23 protein-coding genes are annotated in these 20674 nt (G+C 56.6%); 11 read left to right on the top strand and 12 right to left on the bottom strand.

All coding sequences use genetic code 11. The features are described from left to right. Window positions 1-24 precede the first annotated feature (24 nt). The 4 genes from HOP44_RS02835 to HOP44_RS02820 all read right to left on the bottom strand — a co-directional run bounded on the left by HOP44_RS02835 (window position 25) and on the right by HOP44_RS02820 (window position 4107). Window positions 25-1008: an alpha-ketoacid dehydrogenase subunit beta gene (locus HOP44_RS02835; protein ID WP_172250364.1), complete on the bottom strand. Its 984-nt coding sequence runs from the start codon at window positions 1006-1008 to the stop codon at window positions 25-27. A 1-nt stretch (window position 1009) separates the two neighbouring features. Next, window positions 1010-2047, bottom strand: a complete 1038-nt coding sequence (locus HOP44_RS02830) for a thiamine pyrophosphate-dependent dehydrogenase E1 component subunit alpha (RefSeq protein ID WP_172250362.1) — start codon at window positions 2045-2047, stop codon at window positions 1010-1012. A 357-nt stretch (window positions 2048-2404) separates the two neighbouring features. Continuing rightward, on the bottom strand, window positions 2405-3826 hold the full coding sequence (gene lpdA / locus HOP44_RS02825; RefSeq protein WP_172250360.1) for a dihydrolipoyl dehydrogenase: 1422 nt from the start codon (window positions 3824-3826) through the stop codon (window positions 2405-2407). A gap of 68 nt (window positions 3827-3894) precedes the next feature. After that, window positions 3895-4107: a hypothetical protein gene (locus tag HOP44_RS02820; RefSeq protein WP_172250358.1), complete on the bottom strand. Its 213-nt coding sequence runs from the start codon at window positions 4105-4107 to the stop codon at window positions 3895-3897. A gap of 210 nt (window positions 4108-4317) precedes the next feature. Here HOP44_RS02820 and HOP44_RS02815 point away from each other — a divergent pair, with 210 nt between their 5' ends. The 9 genes from HOP44_RS02815 to HOP44_RS02775 all read left to right on the top strand — a co-directional run bounded on the left by HOP44_RS02815 (window position 4318) and on the right by HOP44_RS02775 (window position 13216). Further along, window positions 4318-4725 carry a GntR family transcriptional regulator gene (locus HOP44_RS02815; RefSeq protein WP_172250356.1) on the top strand — a complete coding sequence of 136 codons (408 nt, stop codon included), beginning with the start codon at window positions 4318-4320 and terminating at the stop codon, window positions 4723-4725. Then, window positions 4722-5822, top strand: a complete 1101-nt coding sequence (locus tag HOP44_RS02810; protein WP_172250354.1) for a DUF1648 domain-containing protein — start codon at window positions 4722-4724, stop codon at window positions 5820-5822. Before HOP44_RS02815 ends, HOP44_RS02810 begins: the two co-directional genes overlap by 4 nt. A gap of 174 nt (window positions 5823-5996) precedes the next feature. After that, the gene (locus HOP44_RS02805; RefSeq protein WP_172250352.1) at window positions 5997-6848 is read left to right on the top strand and encodes an STM4015 family protein; all 852 of its coding nucleotides are present in this window, start codon (window positions 5997-5999) and stop codon (window positions 6846-6848) included. Between the two features lie 41 nt (window positions 6849-6889). Further along, window positions 6890-8200, top strand: a complete 1311-nt coding sequence (locus HOP44_RS02800) for an STM4014 family protein (RefSeq protein ID WP_246369548.1) — start codon at window positions 6890-6892, stop codon at window positions 8198-8200. Window positions 8201-8205: 5 nt separating this feature from the next. Next, on the top strand, window positions 8206-9033 hold the full coding sequence (locus HOP44_RS02795) for an STM4013/SEN3800 family hydrolase (protein ID WP_172250350.1): 828 nt from the start codon (window positions 8206-8208) through the stop codon (window positions 9031-9033). Between the two features lie 40 nt (window positions 9034-9073). After that, window positions 9074-10438: an STM4012 family radical SAM protein gene (locus tag HOP44_RS02790; RefSeq protein WP_172250348.1), complete on the top strand. Its 1365-nt coding sequence runs from the start codon at window positions 9074-9076 to the stop codon at window positions 10436-10438. Beyond that, on the top strand, window positions 10435-11325 hold the full coding sequence (locus tag HOP44_RS02785; protein ID WP_172250346.1) for an STM4011 family radical SAM protein: 891 nt from the start codon (window positions 10435-10437) through the stop codon (window positions 11323-11325). The genes HOP44_RS02790 and HOP44_RS02785 overlap by 4 nt, the downstream gene beginning before the upstream one ends. Next, window positions 11322-11921: an adenylyl-sulfate kinase gene (gene cysC, locus HOP44_RS02780; protein ID WP_172250344.1), complete on the top strand. Its 600-nt coding sequence runs from the start codon at window positions 11322-11324 to the stop codon at window positions 11919-11921. Before HOP44_RS02785 ends, cysC begins: the two co-directional genes overlap by 4 nt. A gap of 152 nt (window positions 11922-12073) precedes the next feature. Continuing rightward, window positions 12074-13216 carry a DNA alkylation repair protein gene (locus HOP44_RS02775; RefSeq protein WP_172250342.1) on the top strand — a complete coding sequence of 381 codons (1143 nt, stop codon included), beginning with the start codon at window positions 12074-12076 and terminating at the stop codon, window positions 13214-13216. Window positions 13217-13314: 98 nt separating this feature from the next. On the opposite strand, the gene HOP44_RS02770 is transcribed toward HOP44_RS02775, so the two are convergent. After that, entirely contained in the window at window positions 13315-13455 is a 141-nt protein-coding gene (locus HOP44_RS02770; RefSeq protein WP_172250340.1) for a hypothetical protein, read from the bottom strand. A gap of 177 nt (window positions 13456-13632) precedes the next feature. Continuing rightward, entirely contained in the window at window positions 13633-14553 is a 921-nt protein-coding gene (locus HOP44_RS02765; RefSeq protein ID WP_172250338.1) for a hypothetical protein, read from the bottom strand. 289 nt (window positions 14554-14842) lie between these two features. Here HOP44_RS02765 and HOP44_RS02760 point away from each other — a divergent pair, with 289 nt between their 5' ends. After that, window positions 14843-15307, top strand: a complete 465-nt coding sequence (locus tag HOP44_RS02760) for a stalk domain-containing protein (protein WP_172250336.1) — start codon at window positions 14843-14845, stop codon at window positions 15305-15307. 137 nt (window positions 15308-15444) lie between these two features. Next, window positions 15445-15648: a hypothetical protein gene (locus HOP44_RS02755; RefSeq protein WP_172250334.1), complete on the top strand. Its 204-nt coding sequence runs from the start codon at window positions 15445-15447 to the stop codon at window positions 15646-15648. 121 nt (window positions 15649-15769) lie between these two features. On the opposite strand, the gene HOP44_RS02750 is transcribed toward HOP44_RS02755, so the two are convergent. The 6 genes from HOP44_RS02750 to spo0A all read right to left on the bottom strand — a co-directional run bounded on the left by HOP44_RS02750 (window position 15770) and on the right by spo0A (window position 20358). Then, on the bottom strand, window positions 15770-16399 hold the full coding sequence (locus HOP44_RS02750; RefSeq protein ID WP_172250332.1) for a GNAT family N-acetyltransferase: 630 nt from the start codon (window positions 16397-16399) through the stop codon (window positions 15770-15772). Window positions 16400-16561: 162 nt separating this feature from the next. Then, window positions 16562-17623 (bottom strand): YcjF family protein, encoded by a 1062-nt coding sequence (locus HOP44_RS02745; RefSeq protein WP_172250330.1) that lies wholly within the window; start codon window positions 17621-17623, stop codon window positions 16562-16564. 109 nt (window positions 17624-17732) lie between these two features. Further along, entirely contained in the window at window positions 17733-18374 is a 642-nt protein-coding gene (locus HOP44_RS02740) for an SDR family oxidoreductase (RefSeq protein ID WP_172250328.1), read from the bottom strand. Between the two features lie 64 nt (window positions 18375-18438). Further along, the gene (locus HOP44_RS02735) at window positions 18439-18687 is read right to left on the bottom strand and encodes a hypothetical protein (RefSeq protein ID WP_172250326.1); all 249 of its coding nucleotides are present in this window, start codon (window positions 18685-18687) and stop codon (window positions 18439-18441) included. Window positions 18688-18818: 131 nt separating this feature from the next. After that, window positions 18819-19343, bottom strand: coding sequence for a YdhK family protein (locus tag HOP44_RS02730; RefSeq protein WP_172251533.1), 525 nt, complete (start codon window positions 19341-19343; stop codon window positions 18819-18821). Window positions 19344-19551: 208 nt separating this feature from the next. Further along, a complete protein-coding gene (spo0A, locus tag HOP44_RS02725) occupies window positions 19552-20358 on the bottom strand; it encodes a sporulation transcription factor Spo0A (RefSeq protein ID WP_172250324.1) in 807 nt (268 codons plus the stop codon). Between the last annotated feature and the right edge of the window lie 316 nt (window positions 20359-20674).

Here is a 20674-nt window from a genome sequence, read left to right as displayed (position 1 = left end):
GTTCACTCCTCTATTCGTCCGGGACTAGTAAAGAGCCAGTTCCCGCATGGCGTCCAGCAATTTGTCTTTGCTGAGCATGAAAAACTTCTCCTGCGGCGGATTGATCGGCATGGCCGGGGCGTCCGGACCGCACAGGCGGCGGATCGGCGCGTCCAGGTCATATAGACATTCCTCGGCGATGATGGCGGCCACTTCGGCGCCTACGCCTCCGGTCTTGTTGTCTTCGTGCACGATCAGCACTTTGCCCGTTCGGCGAACCGCTTCGATGATCGCTTCGCGGTCGAGCGGCTGGATCGTACGCAGGTCAAGGATATGGCTGGTGATGCCTTCCTGCTCCAACTCTTCGGCTGCCTGCATGGCGAAATGCAGCGGCAGACTGTAGCTGATTACGGTAATGTCGTCGCCTTCGCGCAGCAGGTTCGCTTTGCCGATCGGAACGATATAATCGTCATCCGGCACATCTTCCTTGATCAGTTTGTAGCACTTTTTGTTCTCGAAAAAGAGGACCGGATCGGGATCGCGGATCGCCGCTTTGAGCAGCCCTTTGGCATCGTATGCCGAGTAAGGCGCGATAATCTTGAGGCCCGGCGTTCCGAAAAAGATCGATTCGGGACACTGGGAATGATACAGACCGCCGAAGATGCCGCCGCCGATCGGCGCGCGCACGACAATCGGGCAGTCCCAGTCGTTATTCGAACGGTAGCGGATTTTGGCCGCTTCGCTGATAATCTGGTTGGTCGCGGGCAGCATAAAGTCCGAATACTGCATCTCCGCAATCGGCTTCATGCCGACCATGGCCGCGCCGATCGCAACGCCGGCAATCGCGGATTCCGCCAGCGGCGTATCGATCACCCGGTCTTCGCCGAACTGTTGCTGGAGTCCTTTGGTCGTCGTGAAGACGCCGCCTTTGACGCCTACGTCCTCGCCAAGAATGAAGACGGACGGATCGTTCTCCATCTCTTCTTTCATGGCCAGGCGAATCGCGTCGATATATTCCATCATCGGCATATCAGTTCAGTCCTCCCTGTCCGTCTCCATCGCCCGCATAGACGTGCAGCAGCGTGTCTTCCGCACGCGGATACGGCGCTTTGTCCGCATATTCCGTCGCTTCTTTCAGTTCCTGGGCGATTTCTTTTACATATTCCGCTTCCTGTTCTTCGCTCCACAGTTCCGCTTCGATCAGGTACTGTTTGTAGCGCGGAAGTCCATCCTTTTTCCAGTTGGCATCGACTTCTTCCTGGGTACGGTAAGCCAGGTCGTTATCCGAAGTCGAATGCGGCGACAGACGGTACATCATCGCTTCGATCAAGGTCGGCCCTTCGCCGTCTACGCCGCGCTGCCGCGCTTCGCTGACCGCACGGAACATTTCCAGCGCATCGTTGCCGTCCACGCGCAGTCCCGGGAAACCGTAGCCGAGCGCACGGTCGCTCACTTTGCCGGCCAGCTGCTTGGCAATCGGCACCGAGATCGCATACTGGTTGTTTTCGCACATCATAATCACCGGAAGCTTCTGTACCCCGGCAAAGTTCGCGCCTTCGTGGAAATCGCCCTGGTTGCTCGAGCCTTCGCCGAACGTTACGAACGATACCGCGCCTTCGCCGCGCATTTTGGAAGCCAGCGCCGCGCCCACCGCGTGGGGAACCTGGGTCGTAACCGGACTCGATCCGGTCAGAACGCGCAGCCGTTTGCTGCCGAAATGTCCGGGCATTTGGCGTCCGCCGCTGTTCGGATCTTCCGCTTTGGCAAAAGCCGAAAGCATCAATTCGCGCGTCGTCATGCCTACCCCGAGCATAAAACCGTAATCGCGGTAATACGGCAGGAAGTAATCCTTACCCGTATCGAGGGCGAATGCCGCGGCGACCTGCGCCGTTTCCTGTCCGATCCCCGAGACGTGGAAGTTGATCTTGCCCGCCCGCTGCAGCAGATGGCAGCGTTCGTCGAATTTCCGGGCGAGCAGCATACATTTATACAGATCGACTGCGCGGCTGTCGTCCAGACCCACCTCGCGGTGCAGCTTGTTCGGTGCGGCTGTTGCTTTCTGGTTCATGGTGTGAACCTCCTTAAAAGTCTTAAACGGTACTCGGCCTGTTCGGCCTTCTTCGGGATTTTCCCCGGTCTATACTTACCCCGTCCGGCCGTATTTCTCTTCGGTCGAAAGGCTGTCCGTTCGCTGTCTAACACAACGTCTTAAAACCAGGTACTAATTCCGAACCCGAACCTATTATAATCCTTTTCCCGCAAAAAAGAAAAGCGCCGCTTTACCGCATCCACGCAAAAAGCCGGCCGGATACGCCGAAAACCCGCTTCGACGCCGGCAGGAAGCCCGGAGCGAAGCGAGTGTAAACGGCGGAACATTCGGCAGCCGGCGCACACCTGCACGGCCCGCCGCCCTATTCGGTTGGACTCAGACGTTGATCGCGTTTCCGTCGATCGCGAGCATGGCTTCGCCAAGCGCTTCGGCCAGCGTCGGATGCGCATGGACGGCGCTGCCCACTTCCCAGGGCGTCGCGTCCAGCACGGCTGCAAGCGAGGCTTCGGCAATCAGTTCGGTTGCCTGCGGACCGATAATTTGCACGCCGACCAGGTCGTTCGTTTCCGTATCGACAACCACTTTCGCGAATCCGTCGGAATGACCTTCGACAAGCGCTTTGGCGATCGCGGAGAACGGCACTTTCGCCGATTTTACGCTTCGGCCCATTTCGCGGGCACGAGCCTCGGTCAAGCCGATACTGCCGATCTGCGGATGCGTATACACGCAGCGGGGAACGAAAGTCGGATCGTAAATATGGCTCTCCTGACCGGCCAGGTGATTGACCGCGGCCAGTCCTTCATGACTCGCCGCGTGGGCCAACTGCAGCCCGCCGATACAGTCGCCTACCGCATAAATATGCGATTCTCCGGTTTGGAAATGCGGATTGACCGCGATCGCGCCGTTCGCGACGCGTATATCCGTATTTTCCAGACCGATGCCTTCGACATTCGCTGCGCGTCCGATCGATACGAACATCTGCGAAGCTTCCAATGTGACTTCTTCTCCACGGTGCGCAGCCGAGATCGAAATCCCGCCGTCTCCCGGCACATACGTATCGGGCTTCAGTTCGATTTCCGTCAAAATCGTTACTCCGCGTTTTTTGAGCAGCTGCGCAAGTTCCCGTGCCGCTTCTTCGTCTTCGCCCGGCAGAATCTGCTTGGCCATTTCGACCAGTGTGACCTTGACGCCGAAGTCGCACAGCATCGATGCCCATTCCACGCCGATCACGCCGCCTCCGACGATCAGAATCGATTCCGGCAGTTTGTCCAGGTCCACCGCTTCGTCGCTGCTGAGAATGAGTTTGCCGTCAGGTTCCAGGCCCGGAATGACGCGCGGACGGGAACCGGTCGCGATAACCAGATTGTCCGAGACGACCGTCTCCATCTCGCCGTCCGGAAATTCGACCGCCACCGCTCCGCTGCGCGGCGAGAAGATCGAAGGACCGATGATCCGGCCGCTGCCCTCGATCACGCGGATTTTGTTTTTGCGCATCAGATACTGAACGCCCTGGTGAAGCTTGTCGACGATCTCGCGCTTGCGAGCCTGGACTTTCGGAAATACAAGCCGTCCTCCGTCCGTCTCGATGCCGTAGGCTTCCGCCTGATTGAGCAGCGCATAGACTTCCGCACTGCGCAGCAGCGCTTTGGTCGGGATACAGCCCCGGTGCAGGCAGGTGCCTCCCAGTTTCCCTCGTTCGATGATAACGACGTCCTTGCCGAGCTGCGCCGCCCTGATTGCGGCCACGTATCCGCCTGTTCCTCCGCCGAGTACGGCGACATCGCATGTAATGGTCATCCGCTGTTTCCCCTCCATTTATATTCGTATTGGCCGTCCGGCCGCCGTTCTTGCTGCCCGATTCCTGCTTATTCGTACAGAGCGTCCCGAAGCTTGGTCGACATGTTCGGCTTGTTCCCGCTCACTTTTAACAAAGCTTCGCGCAGACGCTTGTTTCGCGCTTCCGATTCTTCCAACCTTCGCAGCAGACTTTCGATCCACTCGGTTTCACCGGCTTCCAGCACACCGCGTTCGCGCAGACGTTTCAAATATTCCGAATCGTCCCCCATATGTTCTTTCATTAACGTTCATCCTTCCGTTTCCCGCTTCAAGCCGCCTGCGGGCAGGTTTCACTCCCCGGCTTCCGACTCGTCTTTTCTAGCATACCACGAGTTCGCGCATTTTTCTTCCGCAGCCCTTGGGCACGTTTCGCTTATTCTTTCTCCAAACTGTTGACCAATCGTTCTATCTGTTATACTATGAATATAACATATAGATAAGGGAGGGATCGCATGTTCGTCGAGCTCGATTTGCAGTCCGAGGTTCCGATCTACGAGCAGTTGGCCGACCAATTGGTGGAAGGTATCGCTTCGGGCATGCTCGCTCCGGGTCAGGCGCTTCCGTCCGTCCGCACGCTGGCAGCCGATCTCGGCATCAATCTCCATACGGTCAACAAAGCTTACCAGGCGCTGAAGCAGGAAGGGTTTCTCGAAATCCATCGCAAAAAAGGCGTAATCGTCCAGCCCGGACCGCTCCCGACCGCAGATGAGACTTTCAAGGCCCGTCTGCGCCGGGATCTGCGTCCGCTGGCGGCCGAAGCTTTGGTTCGCGGCATGAACGAGCAGGAATTGACCGAACTGATGCAAACCTTGTACCGAAGTATTCAAAATCCCCCGTCCGAAGGAGGCACTTCCCTATGAATTCCACAACCGCTTTCGTATGGATTACGGTCGTGATCGACCTGATCTGGCTGCTGTCGCTGATTGGCCTGCCTTTCTTGATGACTGCCATGCTCATGGGCGTGTACGTTCCGCCGCGGGAGCGCAGTCTGCCGCAGCTCCGGACTATCCGCCTGCGCTTTCTGATGATCAGCTTGTCCGGCGCTTTGCTTGGCGGCCTGCTGTCATTCGCCGCTTACCGCTTGTCGGACGGCTCGGAAGGCTGGACGCTGTCTTCCCTGCTTCTTCTCCAAGCCGCCGCCGTGCTCGCCGCCTGGGCTTTCTCCCGCCGCCAAGCGCTGGCTCTCAAAGCGCAGCGCGGCTGGAAAGCTCCCGAGTCTTCCAAACGGACCGCTTATATCGGAACGGACCCAATGCGGAAGACTTCCGGTATCCGCGCTTGGGCTTATCTGCTGCATGTGGCGATTATCGCTCTTTGCGCCCTGCTGACCGTGCTCAGCTGGGACCGTATTCCCGATCTTGTCCCGATGCATTTCGACGCCTCGGGCCTGCCGGACCGTTACGCGGCCAAGTCGCTGGGGAGTGTCTTCACCTTGAATCTGTTCCAGATCTTGCTCACGGGGCTGTTTGCCGGTATTCATTTCTCTATGGGGCGTACGCGCCAGAATCTCGATCCGGCCGATCCCCAGGGATCTCTGCGCAAGCAAAAACTTTTTCGCGGGGCCAACGCTTACATTCTGTACACGCTGTCCCTGGTCGTCGTCTTGATGTTTGGCTGGATTCAGGCTCGCAGCACCTACGATTTCCGCGGCACGCTGCCGATCGGATACGCACTCGCTTTTCTGCTGCTGCTCACGGTGATGCTCGCCGCATTCTTCATCTATCTGAAAAAGCGGGGCCTCGACGACGTGGGAACCAATCGATATCACGGCGAAGACCGGTATTGGCGCGGCGGAGCTTTTTACTGCAACCCGCAGGATCCCGCCGTTATGGTGGAAAAAAGAATCGGCCTCGGTTGGACTTTCAACTTTGCGCGGCCGGCAAGCTGGCTGATCCTGGCGGGTGTCCTGCTTCTGCCTGCGGCTGCGATCGCGATCGCTTTTACGGCAGGAAGCTGACAAGTTCCCTGCGCTGTCCGTCCCTTTGCGGGATGGACAGCTTTTTTCGCGTTCCTCAACCTTTTTGGAAAACGGAAAAAGGGAACCTGCGTTCCCGTTTTTAACTTGACTCGCTGCTGCCGCTGATGTTAGGTTGTTTTTAGATTCGATTACTTATTTGCGGGAGGGATCGGCATGACGGAAATCAAATTGAGCATCGGGTACGACGAGTATGAAGCGGGGCAGCAAATGGATCAAAAGTTGGAGGAATTGGCGAATACGCCTGAAGCGGCGCAGCTCTCGAAGCTGGTGATCGGCGATTGGGGCGGCACGTACGAGAACTCGTCGGAGCACATCGTCGAAACGCTCGTTCGCTTGAAAGACCGTTTTCCTGCGCTGAGAAGTCTGTTTATCGGCGATATGGACTCCGAAGAATGCGAAGTGTCCTGGATCATGCAGTCCGACCTGAATCCGCTGTTTGCGGCTTTTCCGGATCTGCAGTCGCTGACGATCAAAGGCAGTACCGACCTTGCGCTCGGCCAAGTCGAACATGCCAAACTGGAAGAGCTGATTATCATCTGCGGAGGCCTTCCCTCGGAAGTATTGGCTTCGGTCGCACAGGCCAAACTGCCCGCCCTTCGCAAACTCGAACTCTACATAGGCGTGGAAAATTACGGCTTCAATGGGAACCTTGAATACATCCTCGCGGTCGCTAAGCCGGGTCTGTTCCCGAAGCTGGTCTATCTCGGACTCAAGAACAGCGAACTCCAGGACGAGATTGCGGCCGCGCTGGCCCAGTCCGATATTCTGGACCAGCTCGAAACGCTGGACCTGTCCGAAGGCACGCTCACCGACACGGGCGCGGAAGCCCTGCTGGCAAGCGAGAAAATCCGCCGACTCCAGGCGCTTGATCTGCATCATCATTTCATGTCCGAAGCGATGACGCGCAAAGTCGCCGAGCTGCTGCCGCAGGCCGACGTGAGCGATCGCGAGGAGACGGATAAGTACAACGGCGAGGAATACCGCTATCCCGCTCTGACCGAATGAGCGGAATTAACGCGAACTCGGTCAGAGCCAGCTTTGACCGAATGAGCGAGTCCAATACGAAGCCGGCCGAAGCCAGCTTTGACCGAATGAGCGGGAATTCCCCTCTTCCCGATCCTTCGACCGCTCCGCTTATTCTGATCGGCCACCCCGGAAACGAACGCACCGAAGGCATGCGGCTGGCCCGGCGTGCAGCGGGGCTGTCCGAGCCGGTCGTCGTTCCGTATATGCGGCTTCTCTCGGGCGTGCCGCTCGGCGAAGCGGCACGGGAAGCCGGACTTCCGGCGGGAACCGTGCCGGTAATCCGGCTTGATGCTCCCGGCGAACATTTCGGCGCGGAACGCGCGCTGATCGCGCTTGGCTCTCCCGAACAGGACGACGGCGACGAGCTGCTGCCGCTGCGCGAACGCCGCGATCCGTACCGGATGCCGGAGCGGCAGGCACTGGCGCTCGAAGAGCGGCCGATACGGCTGATGCATCCGTCGCAGTGGTTCCGCGGCTTCTGCCGACTGCTGGCGCGAATACGTTCGGAAGCGGCCGAATCTTGGCCGACGGCGTCGTTCTGGAACGACCCGGCGGAGGTCGCCGTCATGTTCGACAAACGGGCTTGTCATCGCCGGCTGACCGAAGCGGGAGTACGCGTTCCTGATCTGCTGGCCGAACCGGAAACCTTAAGCAGCTACGAAGCCGTGCGGGAAGCCATGCTGAATCGGCGGATGCACCGGGTCTTTCTGAAGCTGGCTTTCGGCTCGGCGGCTTCCGGCGTGATCGCGTATCAGATCAATCCCCGCACCGGCGCCGAGCGGGCGACCACCACGCTGGATGCCGAAGTCTATATTCAGCGTCCGGGAATTTTCTACAATTCGAAGCAGGTCCGTACCCTCGACGATCCCGTGAAAATCCGGACGCTGATCGGCTATCTGTGCGGACACGGCGTCCACGCGGAGCGCTGGATCCCCAAAGTTTCGCTGGACGGAAGCCCTCTCGACTTGAGGCAGCTTGTCGCGTTCGGCGAAGCCGGACACTCGGTGATTCGGGCGGGAGAGACGCCGATCACGAATCTGCATCTGCGCAGTCGGCGCCTCTCCCTTGCACAATCGGGACTGCCGCAAAGCTCGCTGACCGCGGCGACCCGCGAAGCGCTGGCAGCCATGCGGACCTTTCCCGGCTCGGTTTCGGCGGGCATCGATGTGCTGACCGACCGCAATACCGGCAGTCCCTATGTCGTCGACGTCAATCCGTTCGGCGATCTGCTGCGCCGCGTACAGGTAAACGGAGACGATCCGTACGCCTGGCAGATGCGCCGCTGGCTCGGCATCTCGAAGCGCGGCGCCGGAATGATTCAAGGAGGATAGGAACCATGAACTTCAGCCCCGCAAGTAACAAAATACCGGTCAAACACTCCGTCGATATGAACCAAGTCGTCGGTACGCACGATATTCTGATGATTACGCTCGATACGCTGCGCTACGATACCGCCGTGCTCGAGCAGGAAAACTGTCCGAATCTGTGCGGCAGCGGCCCGTGGGAGAAACGGCATTCGCCCGGCAGCTTCACTTATGCGGCGCATCATGCGTTCTTTGGCGGATTTCTGCCGACGCCGGCCGATACGGACAAATCTTCCCATGTCCGCTTGTTCCATTCCCGCAATACCGGCATGAAGACGCATCCGCATACGTGGCTGTTCGATACACCGGATCTCGTATCCGGGCTGGCCACCGAAGGATACCGCACGCTGTGTATCGGCGGGGTTATCTTTTTCACCAAAAAAGTACCGCTCGCCCGCGTGCTGCCCGGCTACTTCCAGCGAAGCTTCTGGCGGATGAATTTCGGCGTGACCAATCCGCAGTCCACGAAGCACCAAGTGGATCATGCACTGAAAATTCTCGACGGAATTCCGACGGATGAACGGTTCTTCCTGTTTGTCAACGTCTCCGCGATGCACGGTCCGAACCATATTTTCCTGCCCGGTGCCAAACGCGATTCCGTCGACAGCCAGCGCGCCGCGCTGCGTTATGCCGATGCGGAACTGGGCCGCCTGTTCGATGCGGTGCGGCGCCGCAGCAATCCGGCATTCTGCATGGCTTTCTCGGATCACGGAACCGCCTACGGCGAAGACGGCTACGAAGGACACCGCTTGGCGCACGAGACGGTCTGGACCGTCCCGTACCGGGAATTCATGCTTTGACGCAGTTCTCCAAATCCCTCCCGAAAGGAGTGTATTGTCCATGACCGAAACGGCCCTCTATCCCAAAGAGCGCGTCCAGACCTGGAAAAAGGAATTGGCCGCCGCTCCTTATCGTTCCTATTTATATTCGTATCCGCATAAGACCGCTTACCGTACGTTCGAGCAGCCGAAACGACTGTCCGAACTCTGGAAGAACGAGCCTGCGGAAAGTTACTTCCTGTATATGCATATCCCGTTCTGCGGAGCGCGCTGCGGATTCTGCAATCTGTTCACGCTGCCGGACAAACGGGAAGATGTGCACAAACGTTATGTCGACGCTCTGGAGCGTCAGGCAAGGCAGTGGGCCGAGCTGGCAAACCGCCCTTTTGCCCGATTTGCGATCGGCGGCGGAACACCGACCCTGCTGCGTCCGGATCAGCTGGAGCGTTTGTTCGGTATCGCCGAAAATATAATGGGACTGGATCCGGCCCAAGCTTCGATTTCCGTAGAAACATCGCCCGAAACGATCGATTCCGAGCGGCTTGGCGTACTTCAGGCACACCGCGTCGACCGGGTGAGCATGGGCATCCAGAGCTTTATCGAAGCGGAGGCGGCGGCGATCTATCGCCCGCAGAATCCAGACGAAGTACGGCGGGCGCTGAATCTGCTGCAGAAGTTCGATTTCCCCCTGCTCAATCTGGATCTTATCTACGGCCTGCCGGGACAAACGCGGGAATCCTGGCTGTATTCGCTTAACGAAGCCCTTCATTACGAGCCGGGCGAAATCTTCATCTATCCGCTTTATACACGGGAGCATACGATTCTCAAACCGGGCGACATGCCGGCTGCCGGCGCGGACGATCCCCGTATGGATCTCTATCTTACGGCCTGCGAACGTTTGGAAGAATGCGGCTATCAGCAGTTCTCCATGCGCCGGTTTGCCCGCAAAGGTACGGTCGGGCATTCGCCGTCCAAAAGTCCGATCGCTTACGGCTGTCAGGAAGAAGGCATGATGGGTCTCGGCTGCGGAGCCCGTTCCTATACCCGAAACGTGCATTATGCCTCGCGTTATGGCGTCAGCCGCCGGGCAACGGAAAGCATTATCGCCGATTATGTGGCCGCGGAACGGTACGACCATGCCGACTACGGTTTCGAGCTGGACCGGGCCGAGCAGCGTCTGCGCTTTGTGCTCAAAGGTATTCTGCACAGCGAAGGACTCCACCTTGACGAATATGCCGAGCGTTTTGGAGCCGGAGCTTTCGAAGAACTCCCGCAGTTGAACCTGCTGACCCAGTCGGGTCTGGCCGCAGTCGAAGACGGGGTACTGCGCATGGGACGGGAAGGACTCGGTTACTCCGATTCGATCGGCGACTGGTTGATTTCGGAACCGGTACGCGGGCGGATGCAAGAATTCGTGCTGCCATGAGAGCGACCTTGTATTTCCGCGGTTCTTTGTCGTCCTGCAATTATTCGTGCCCTTACTGCCCCTTCAGCAAGACGGTCGACAGTTCGGAGACACTCGCGAAAGACCGGATTCAGGTTCGGCGTTTTGTCGAATGGGCCGCCGACCAGGAAGCCCTCGGACACCGTCTGTCCATATTTTTCAATCCGTACGGCGAAGGACTCGTTCACCGCTGGTATCGGGAAGCGATGATCGAATTGTCGCATATGGCTCATGTGGACAAAGTCGCGATTCAAACGAATTTGTCGGCGAAGCTGGATTGGACGGAACGGCTGAATCCCGACACGTCCGCTTTCTGGGCGACTTACCATCCCGGAGAAACGAGCGAAGAACGGTTTCTTGGGCGCTGCCTGGATCTCTATCGACGCGGAATTCCGTTCAGCGTCGGAAGCGTCGGGGTACGCAGCGCTTTCGAATCGATCGAATCGCTGCGGCGCGGACTCCCCGAAGAAGTGTATCTGTGGATCAATGCTTTCAAAGACCGCAAAAATTATTATACCGACGGCGAAATAGAGCGTATGCGCGCTGTAGACCCTTTGTTCGAGCTTAACCTTCCGGATTATGCCAGCCTCGGCAGCGCTTGTCGGACCGGGGAATCGGTATTTTTCGTACAGGGACCCGGGATCATCAAACGCTGTTACAGCGACCGGCGCGTGATCGGGCATTTGTACCGCAGCGAGCTCGAAGAACTGGCCCAAGTGCGCCCCTGCGGCATGAAGACCTGCGGCTGTTATATCGGGTATGCGCATATGCCGGAGCTCGATCTCGGCCGTTATTACGGCGAAGGTCTGCTGGAACGGCGGAGACTGCCGGATCAGCGTCCTTCCGCCCATGCAGGAGGTGTCCGATGAACCATCCCGATCCGGTTCAACCCGCATTCTTGAAGCCGCAGCTTTTTCCGGAATCGCAGTTTTCTTCGAATCCGCAGCCACCGGCACGTACGCTTTGGCTGACAGGCCTTCCCTGTTCCGGCAAAACGACTACAGCGCTCGCGCTCGCGGAAGCTATGATGGAGCGGCGAATGCCTGTCGAAGTGCTGGACGGCGACGAGCTGCGCAGACAGATCGGCGGAGGCCTGGGCTTCAGCCGCGAAGAACGGATGGAAAATGTACGCCGGGCCGTTTATGTGGCGGGACTGCTGAACAAGCACGGCGTAACGGCGTTGGTCTCCATGATCAGTCCTTATGCACGGATGCGCGATTATGCGCGCAGCATGCTTCCGGGATTTGCCGAGATTTATGTGGAGTGTCCTCTCGAAGAATGCGAACGGCGCGATGTCAAAGGGTTGTACGCAAGGGCAAGGCGGGGCGAAATCGCCGCTTTTACAGGCGTGTCCGACCTTTATGAACCTCCGCTCTCTCCCCGGCTCACGATTCGTACCGATACGGCTTCGCTCGAGGCAAACGTGAACCGGCTGATCCATGTATTCGCCCCGTCCGCCCAATAAAAGAGGTCTGCGGTGCCCGATTTGAAAACGAATATCTCCGCAACAAACACGCCCAACCGGACATTCAGCTGTCCGGTTGGGCGTGTTAGGCTGGAAAAGCAATCATTCGTATCAGGAGCTGCAGCGCTTAAGCGGCTCAAGGAGGAAATCCGATGGCTGAACCTTTGAAATTGATGTACACCGAAACTTTTCTGCAGACTTTCGCAGCCAGGCTTCAATCCGTCTATCCGCCTTTTGAGAGCCGGCAATTTGTCGACGAGGTTCTGGGCGAAGGCTGGGAGACTCTTGAACTGAAAGCGCGTATCCGGCGGATCTCGTCTGTACTCGGGCGCTTTCTGCCGCTGCCTTTTGCGGAAGCCCTAGGTATTCTTTATCGGATCGACGAGGCGTGCACAGGCTTCCCCTATCTCTTTTTCCCCGACTTCGTCGAAGTACATGGCACTTCGGAGGCCGACTTCGAACTTGCATTGGATGCCCTGGAGCGGTTCACTTCCAAATCGTCGTCCGAATTTGCTATCCGGTTCTTCCTGCTGCGGGAACCGGAGCGGACGCTTCGGCGCATGCGTTTGTGGGCGGGCAGCAGCAGCGAACATGTCCGCCGTCTGGCCAGCGAAGGCTGCCGGCCGCGTCTGCCCTGGGGACAGGCCCTTCCGGTATTCAAACGCAATCCGGCGCCGGTCCTTGAACTGCTGGAGACGCTCAAAGCCGATCCGGCGCTCTACGTCCGCAAGAGCGTGGCCAACAACCTTAACGATATAGCCAAAGATCATCCGGATCGGATCAAAGAAACGGCTCTGCGCTGGTACGGCAGCGATCCGCGGACCGACTGGATCGTCCGGCATGGCTGTCGGGGTCTGCTGCGTGCAGCCGATCCGGCTGTTCTCTCGCTGTTCGGTTATACCGCCGCAGGCAGCGAAGAAGCGGTCCCGCTGATCGAAGCTGCCTCGATCTCCGTCTCACCGGATTCGATCGCGATAGGCGGCAGCGTCGAACTCCGTATCGAAGGGCAGATGCGCCTCGGAGGACCATACCGGATCCGGCTTGAATATGCGATCGACTTCGTCAAAGCTTCGGGACGGACTTCGCGCAAACTATTCCGGCTGAGCGACAAAACGATCGCCGGAGGAGAACGGTTCTCTATCGTTCGCAGACACCGTTTCGCCGATCTTACAACCCGCCGCCATTATCCCGGTGTGCACCGGATCTCGCTGACCGTGAACGGAGCCGAATATGCACAGACTTCGCTGACTCTGCATGCCCCGTCTCCGGTTTCCGATTCATACGCAAAAGGATAAACAAAAGGTTAGACTAACGGACAAAGCCGCCCCGAAAATCGGAGGCGGCTTTGTGTTCAAACGGAAATCTATGGAATTCGGATCAAGGACAATTATCGTTACGTCATGGAGATTTCCGCTTGTTCTTCGCGTTCGGCCCCGTTTTCTTCTTCGGGCTTGCCGGACTTCGAACCGTACAGGATGAAATTGACTTCTTCCAGCACATCGGAAAATTGCGGAAGCCTTTGATTATTTTGCATGATTCTTCCTCACCTTACTTCAGTCTAATATAACGTATCCATTTTATTATTAAACCTTTAACCAAAAGCTGAAACCGTTTTTAAGCTTTCGGAGAAGCGGTTCCGGATACATTTCTGAAGTTTGGAAGAGCCGCCTTGATAAGTATCGGTTTTGAGTAGGCGTTCCATAATATCCTTTTATTTCTTTTTTCTTTTTGGGCGGTTTTTTTTCTCTTTTTGCTTGGCCGCGGCCCGAAGCTGGCGTCTTTGTTCCAATTCCATTTCCCTTTTCAAGTACAGTTCCATCGTATTTTCCGGATGTTCCGACGCAAAGCGCATAAATTTCTTCAAATGTTCATTATATTTGTCTTTGCCGAACACACGGCCGTTCTCGCGCAGGAAGGTTTCAAGCAGCCGATGCGGATCCCCGGTCTTTTTTAACGTATCAAAATCCGACAGGACCCGGAGAATCCGTGAAGCGATCCGCTCCGCCTGCTGCTGCATCCGATCTTCGTCCAGCCGCTCGTCTCGGGGATACGTATGGGAAAAAATAAGAAAAATACCGCCGACTCCGTAAAGGGCCAGCATATCCGCCAGATCGACCGAGTCCGCGCTGACGCGACTTGTCCATTCCAGCGAAGCCCGGTCCGGATGGGTAAAGATATTCAGAAATCCGTACACATCCGTCAGCTCGAACGAAATTTGTTCATAAGCGTATTTCATGACGCCCAAGTTGCTGCCCATCACTTCTTGTGCCGCGTCGGGATCGATCGTTTCGGGAGCCGTCCGGTACTGAAACAGGCGCGCCGAATGTTCGAAAGCGACCCGGATTTGTACCGGCGCTTCGACGACCAATCCCCCTTCGCGCAGCAGAACGGCGGCCGACAAAGAATTTGCGATTCGCTGAAGCAGCGCACCCTCATAGAAATCTTCTTCCGTTTCCGCGTAGTCGCGTGCGATTTCGATCAATTCGTGCATATAGCCAAGAGTCTCGTCGCGGACGGAACCGGCATGTTCGGGCGCTTCCGTGAGCGACGAAGGCCGCCAATCGGAATTAACGGTTTCTTCGATCCCCGCCGCCGCCGTATCGGGCTTGGAGCGTTCATCCTTATGCATCATCGAGATTCCTCCTTCCTTACCAAAACGTAAGCCGCACCGTCCTGACCGCGTTCGCGGAGATACCGTTTGACCTGGAACGCGATAATCGCCGTCCGAATCTGCCGTGGTTACGGCCCGATTTTGTCTTCTTGGACTCCCGTCGCATTCTTTTCATTGTAACGGTTTTGACGTCGGCGTTTCAACTCATCCGGCTTTTTCCATAAAGGATGTCTACATCCTTTTTGAGGGTAAAAAAGAATTTCGGGAATGCCGGGTCGAATGCTTAGAGCGGAACGCCGGGAGCAGGGTTGTGACGAAGCGTTACTCCGTGCAAAAGGACGGCAGTCTCAAGGCCAACGGACTCGGCGCCGCGGCCGTCACGTTCACCTCGGACGGCATCTCTGCCCAAGCGACGTTGATGATCCAATCGAAAACGCCCTTGACCGGGGCCGGCCGGATTGGAGGCGGCTCCTATCTGCCGATTCGCTCCGTTTTCGCCGCGCTCGGCGCAACCGTAACGAACGCCGGCAGCAGTTGGAACATCCAGTACGGGGATACGAAGATTCAACTGCAAAAAGGCAGTGCCACTGCTTCCGTCAACGGCCTCGACGTGGCGCTGAAAGGCAAAGTCCAGACGCTCGACGGCCAGGCGGTCTTTCCCGCCGACGGTCGTTCCGGGCGCTGTCGTCAACTGGGATGCCAAGCTCCGGCAGGCCGTCATCGCGTTCGGTCCTGCTACGCTGCAGATCGAATCCAAAGAAACCGCTCGGCTTAAGAAAAAGCAGCAGCTCGGCAGTCTTGCCCGGCAGCTCGGCAAATCGTACTGGATCAACGGCTGCAGCGGAGCCGGCGTCCGCTTCAGCAAACTGACCGTCGCCGGTATCAAAGCGACAGAGAGTCCTTCCGGCCGTTTTGTACACGACCGTGTTCAAAAACGCCGCCGGAAGCAGCAAAGTTTGGAACAACATCCGCGGCCATATCGTCTCCAGCTGCATGAATAGGGAACATGTGCTGCTGTCATGGGGCGAACCGGCCGAAGTCTGGGTCTACATGAGAGGCGGGCTTACCTGGCAGGGCGTCGCTTTCTTGAAAGGCAAAGTCCTCGGGGCGCTGTAAGCCGCTCTCCGCACCGATTCTGGCATGAAGTCGCAAAAAAAGGCGGTCCGCATCCGGCGGTCCGCCTTTTTCGTCTACCTTCCGGTTCGGCCGATACGCCTGCCCGCGCCCCACGCTCCGTTTAAAACGTTCGCACCTTTTCAGCCGCTGACAGCTTTTGCGCCTGTTCGTCCAAAATTTCTGCCGCGGCGCCCTGCGAGCGGCCCTGGAGCTGTTCCCGATCCTCGACTGTGATGCCAAACAGCACGTGGTCTTCCCATACGCCGTTGATTTTCAAATAACGTTCCGCCAACCCTTCTCGCCGGAAACCGGCTTTTTCCAATACTCTCTGCGAAGACCTGTTCCGCGGCATGACTCCCGCCTGAACGCGGTGCAGGCCGTGTTTGCCAAAAGCCAATTCCAGTACGGCGGTTACCGCTTCCGTCATATACCCTTGTCCGTTATGCGATTCATCCAGAAAATAACCCAGGTTCGCATTCTGGAAAGGGCCGCGTGCAAGGCCTGTCAGCGCCGCGCGTCCGATCAGATGTCCGTTTTCCCGCAGCCGCACACCGTAAATATAGCCTTGGTCCCGGATTCGCCCTTGATCGCTCTGCATGATCTCCGTTCTCTGTCCGGCAAGCGTCAAATAACCGTCGGAACGAATCGGTTCCAACGGTTCCAGAAACTCCCGGTTCGCCAATCGAAGCGCCAGAAGCTCTTCCGCTTCTTCCACTGCAAAAAACTTGAGTTCCAGCCGTTCGGTAAACATTCGATCCCCTCCCTTTTCGGTACCGCTTCAAGAGTACCCTTTTTCGCATTTTTCATTATATCAGAACCTGAACCGTTATGCCGAACAGGCGGATTAACGCAAAACAAAGCAAAAAGACTCCGCATTCGCGGAGCCTCCGGTCCAAATACCGGGTCGATTTTTTTATTCTTCGCCGGGCAGTTTCTTGCCTTTGTTTTTTCGCTCGCGGAAAGTCTTGTACAATTTGGATACGGATTCGGGAGTCACATCGATTCCCCGTTCATAGGCGTATTTGACCGAGTAACCGAGCGCAAGCGTTACCGTTCCCGCAACACCGGCACCCGCAACGCTTCCCGCTCCGGGAAAGATTTTCATGATCTGCGAAAACAGGGTCCGGCCCAGATTGCCCACGATTGCGGTTATGACGATCTCTTTGGCCGCTTCCCGGCTGATCGGACGTTCGTACAGCACGGCAAGCCTTGTCAGCAGTCCGATCTGCAGCGCGGTCAACGGTACAATGTCCGCGCCGGGCATCGGTACCGCTCCGATCGCTCCCGCGGACGTGGCCGCTCCGATAATCCATTTATTGGCGGTCGAAGATTTGGCTTTGATCGTACGTGCGAACAGAATATCCTTGTTGTTTTTTTTTAACAAGTCAAGAATGGCATCGCGCAGACCGTCGATATTCTCGCCCGTACGCGAAGAAATAGGAATCACTTCATACTTTTCGCCCGTTTCCTTCCGCACTCTGGCCACCAGCCGATCGACCTCGTCCGCCGCATCGATCTTGTTCAGCACGATCAGGATATTCGGATTGGCTTTTTCCACGATTCGGAATGAACGCTGCTCACTCTCCGAAAAGACGGTTCCCGCTGCGTTCAAGAAGAATAGTACCACATCGGTTTTCCGGAAATAATCAAGCGTCGTCGCCGAATTTTCCGTATTCACATCATTCAATCCCGGCGTATCGATAAAAAAGATTTTGTCTTTGTAAGCATGCGGATGAATAGCGGTCGTCTCGCCCGGCTCCGCGCCGACACCCGCTACTTCTTCGCCTACAATCCGGTTGATGGTCGAAGATTTCCCGGCATTGACATCCCCGATCATGGCGATCAGAATTTCCTGCTGCAGCTGTCCGTTGATCTCCGCCATTTCTTTGTCGAAAGCTTCATCCGCGGCTGCGCGGATTTGGCGCTTCATTTCGTTTTTCTGGAGTTCGGTATAATTTCCCGTTCCGCTTTTCATCTGGCAACCGCCCTTTCCGTCTGCATCTGCTTATCGCAGGCTTTGCGTATCTAAGGTAACGTTAACCGGAATGTTTCGCCGCTGAAACGAGCGCCCGGCCAAACCGGGATTAGACGCCGAACGCTTCTCCGATCGGAGTCTTGCCCGAGGTCAGGTCAAACGCCCGGCGATACGTACGACGGTCTTCCAGCAGTGCCGCAATAACGGCAGCGACGTCGTCGCGGGAAATGGAACCCGGTTCAAGATTTTCCGCCGCCGAGATGCTGCCGGTACCCGGATCGTTGGTCAGCCCTCCCGGGCGCACAATCGTATAATCGAGTCCCGTCGATTCCAGCATCCGGTCCGCATAATGTTTGGCCGCGTAATACGGTTTAATCTGTTCGGACCAGTTCTCGCGATTGTGGGCCTGCATGGCGCTGACGATCACATAACGCTTGACGCCCGCTTTTTCGGCTGCTTCCATCGTTTTGACCGCGCCGTCGAGATCGATCAGCAGCGTCTTGTCCAGGCCGGTCGAACCTCCCGAACCTGCGGTAAATACAAGGGCATCGCAGCCTTGCATGGCCTGTGCCAGAGTCTCTACGCTGTCTTCCAGATTCGCCAGCACCGGCTCGACTCCCGCCGCGCGCAGCTCGTTTTCCTGCTCGGCTTTGCGGATCATCGCCTTGACCGTATGGCGGCCTTCCTGCTTGAGCTGCCGAATGAGCCGGCTTCCAATTTGTCCGTTCGCTCCAATAATCAATACGTTCATAAAGGTTCCTCCTCGGTCTGGGTGATCTTGTATGTGGGTTTGCTTCGCTTTATGCCCCTGCTTTCTACCGGATCGCAAAAGCGATTTCCGCCACCTTGGCCAAATTGATACTGATCTCGCGTTCTCCACTCTCGAATGTCAGGCAGCCGACGCTTTCGAATTTTTCGCCGCGAAAAGCGGGAATGATGTAAGCTTCCTTGATTTCGCGGATGGCGATTTCCATCTCCGCTGCCGTCAGTTCTTCGCTCGAGTCGAACGCATATTCTTTCTCGATTCCATTGTCGTATAAAATTCGGATGTGGATCTTTCTCATGAGTGTGTCTCTCCCTTTCGGCTCTGCGGGAATCCCGATAACCGGCCCGCTTCTCTATTATCTCAAACCGACACGGGGAAACCAAATTTATACACGCCGATTCTCTTCTTCAAAAAATAAGCTGCCGGCGATCAATTCGCCGACAGCTCGTCTTCAGTGACCCATCTATGATTTTTTACCGGTTCTCCGCCGTCGGTCGGCACATAATCCACTTGATAGATCACTCCTTCACTGGCGGTATCGATCGTGGCTTTGGCCCCTTTCATCCCCTCCATATGATCAGCTTCGATCGTAACGGTATCGCCTTGCCCCGGCGTTTGATCCCCGGCGTCTTCGAGTTCTTCCCGAATCACCCATTTGTGTCCGACAACCGGCTCTCCGCCATCGGTCGGCGTATACGAGACGGAGTAGATGACCGTATCATAAGCTCCTGTCACTGTGCCTTCCGCCCCGTCCATCCCGGCCATATGATCGGAATGAACGGTAATCTTCGTGCCGACCGGATACGCCGCGTCTTTCGCTTCTGTCAGCCCATCGGGCAGTTTGCCCGTCGAACTGTGGTTCATTGCATGTCCACCGGCTTCGTCCGCCGGCTGCGAACAACCGGCTAGAAGAACGATCGCTGCCAGGAAGGCCGCCCTTATCGCTGCTGTCATTTTCATCGCTTGTTCCTCCTGTCCGATTCCGCTTAAAGTATGGAAGATAAAAATACCGCCGTTTACCGGATTATCGCACATCCAATAAACAACGGCATTAGTTGGTACGATCCATGGAAGTTTGTTGGCTTAAAATAGAGAATTTCCGATATTTATAGCCAAACTTGTTTTAGCTTAAACGATCTCAAACCCGCATAACTCCGCTGCTTCAGCTCACCGTATGCTCGATCCGCAGCTTGTCCGCGATCATCGCGATAAATTCGCTGTTGGTTGGCTTGGATTTGTTGATGCTGACGGTGTAGCCGAACAGATCGCTGATATTTTGCACCGAACCGCGTGCCCAAGCCAGCTCGATCGCATGGCGGATCGCACGTTCCACTCGGGATGGGGTCGTCGCGTATTTCTCGGCAATCGACGGATACAACGTCTTCGTGATCGAACCGAGAATTTCGATATTGTGATACACCATCGTAATGGCTTCGCGCAGGTACTTGTAGCCTCTGACATGCACGGGAATCCCGATTTCGTTGATGATGGACGTAATGCTCGCATCCAGGCTTTTGCCTTTGGACAGCGATCCGATACTTGGCTTCGGCGTAGGCGCCGGTTGGGCCTGCGTGATCGGCGAAGACGGAATATTCAGCATCTGCCGCACCCGGTTGACCAGTACTTCAATATCGAACGGCTTCAGAATATAATAAGCAGCGCCCAATTCCACCGCACGCTGGGTAATATTCTCCTGCCCGAATGCCGTCAGCATAATCACTTTGGGACGGGGGTTCAAGTTCATGCTCTGCAGTTTCTCCAGCACGCCCAGCCCGTCCAGATGCGGCATAATAATATCCAGGATCAGAATATCCGGAGCCCGCTCGGCCGTACGCAGCAGTCCCAGCACTTCTTCCCCGTTAAAAGCGACTCCTGTTACCGTCATGTCTTCCTGGGCGGAAATATGCTCCTGGAGCATATGAACGAAATCCCGGTTATCGTCCGCAAGCATAACTTCGATGTTTGGCAAAGCCTGTTCCTCCTCCTCATCCGGCGGCAAAGCCGGATCCTCTGTCATTCACAGAACCGCTTCTGTTTTACTTCAACAGATCTCTTACATAAAATTCGACACCGTTCGAACCGATCCCTGCCGCGGCGCCAAATCTTTGCTCTTTACCAGTATATCGGGTTAGCGGCCGAATTCAAACAAAAAATCCCAAAACCGTAAATGAGTACGATGAACGAATCCCTTTTCGAAATTCGCCGTTTATCGTACTTTTTCAGATCCGAAGCGGAGCCGAGGGGCTCCGGTTTTCGGGATCTGCATACGGTTTCGGGAAGATGAA

It is taken from the genome of Saccharibacillus deserti, assembly GCF_013618475.1.
GTDB classification, from domain to species: Bacteria; Bacillota; Bacilli; order Paenibacillales; family Paenibacillaceae; genus Saccharibacillus; species Saccharibacillus deserti.
Note: the sequence above shows the minus strand (reverse complement) of the source record. Positions and strands in the feature narration are given on the sequence as shown.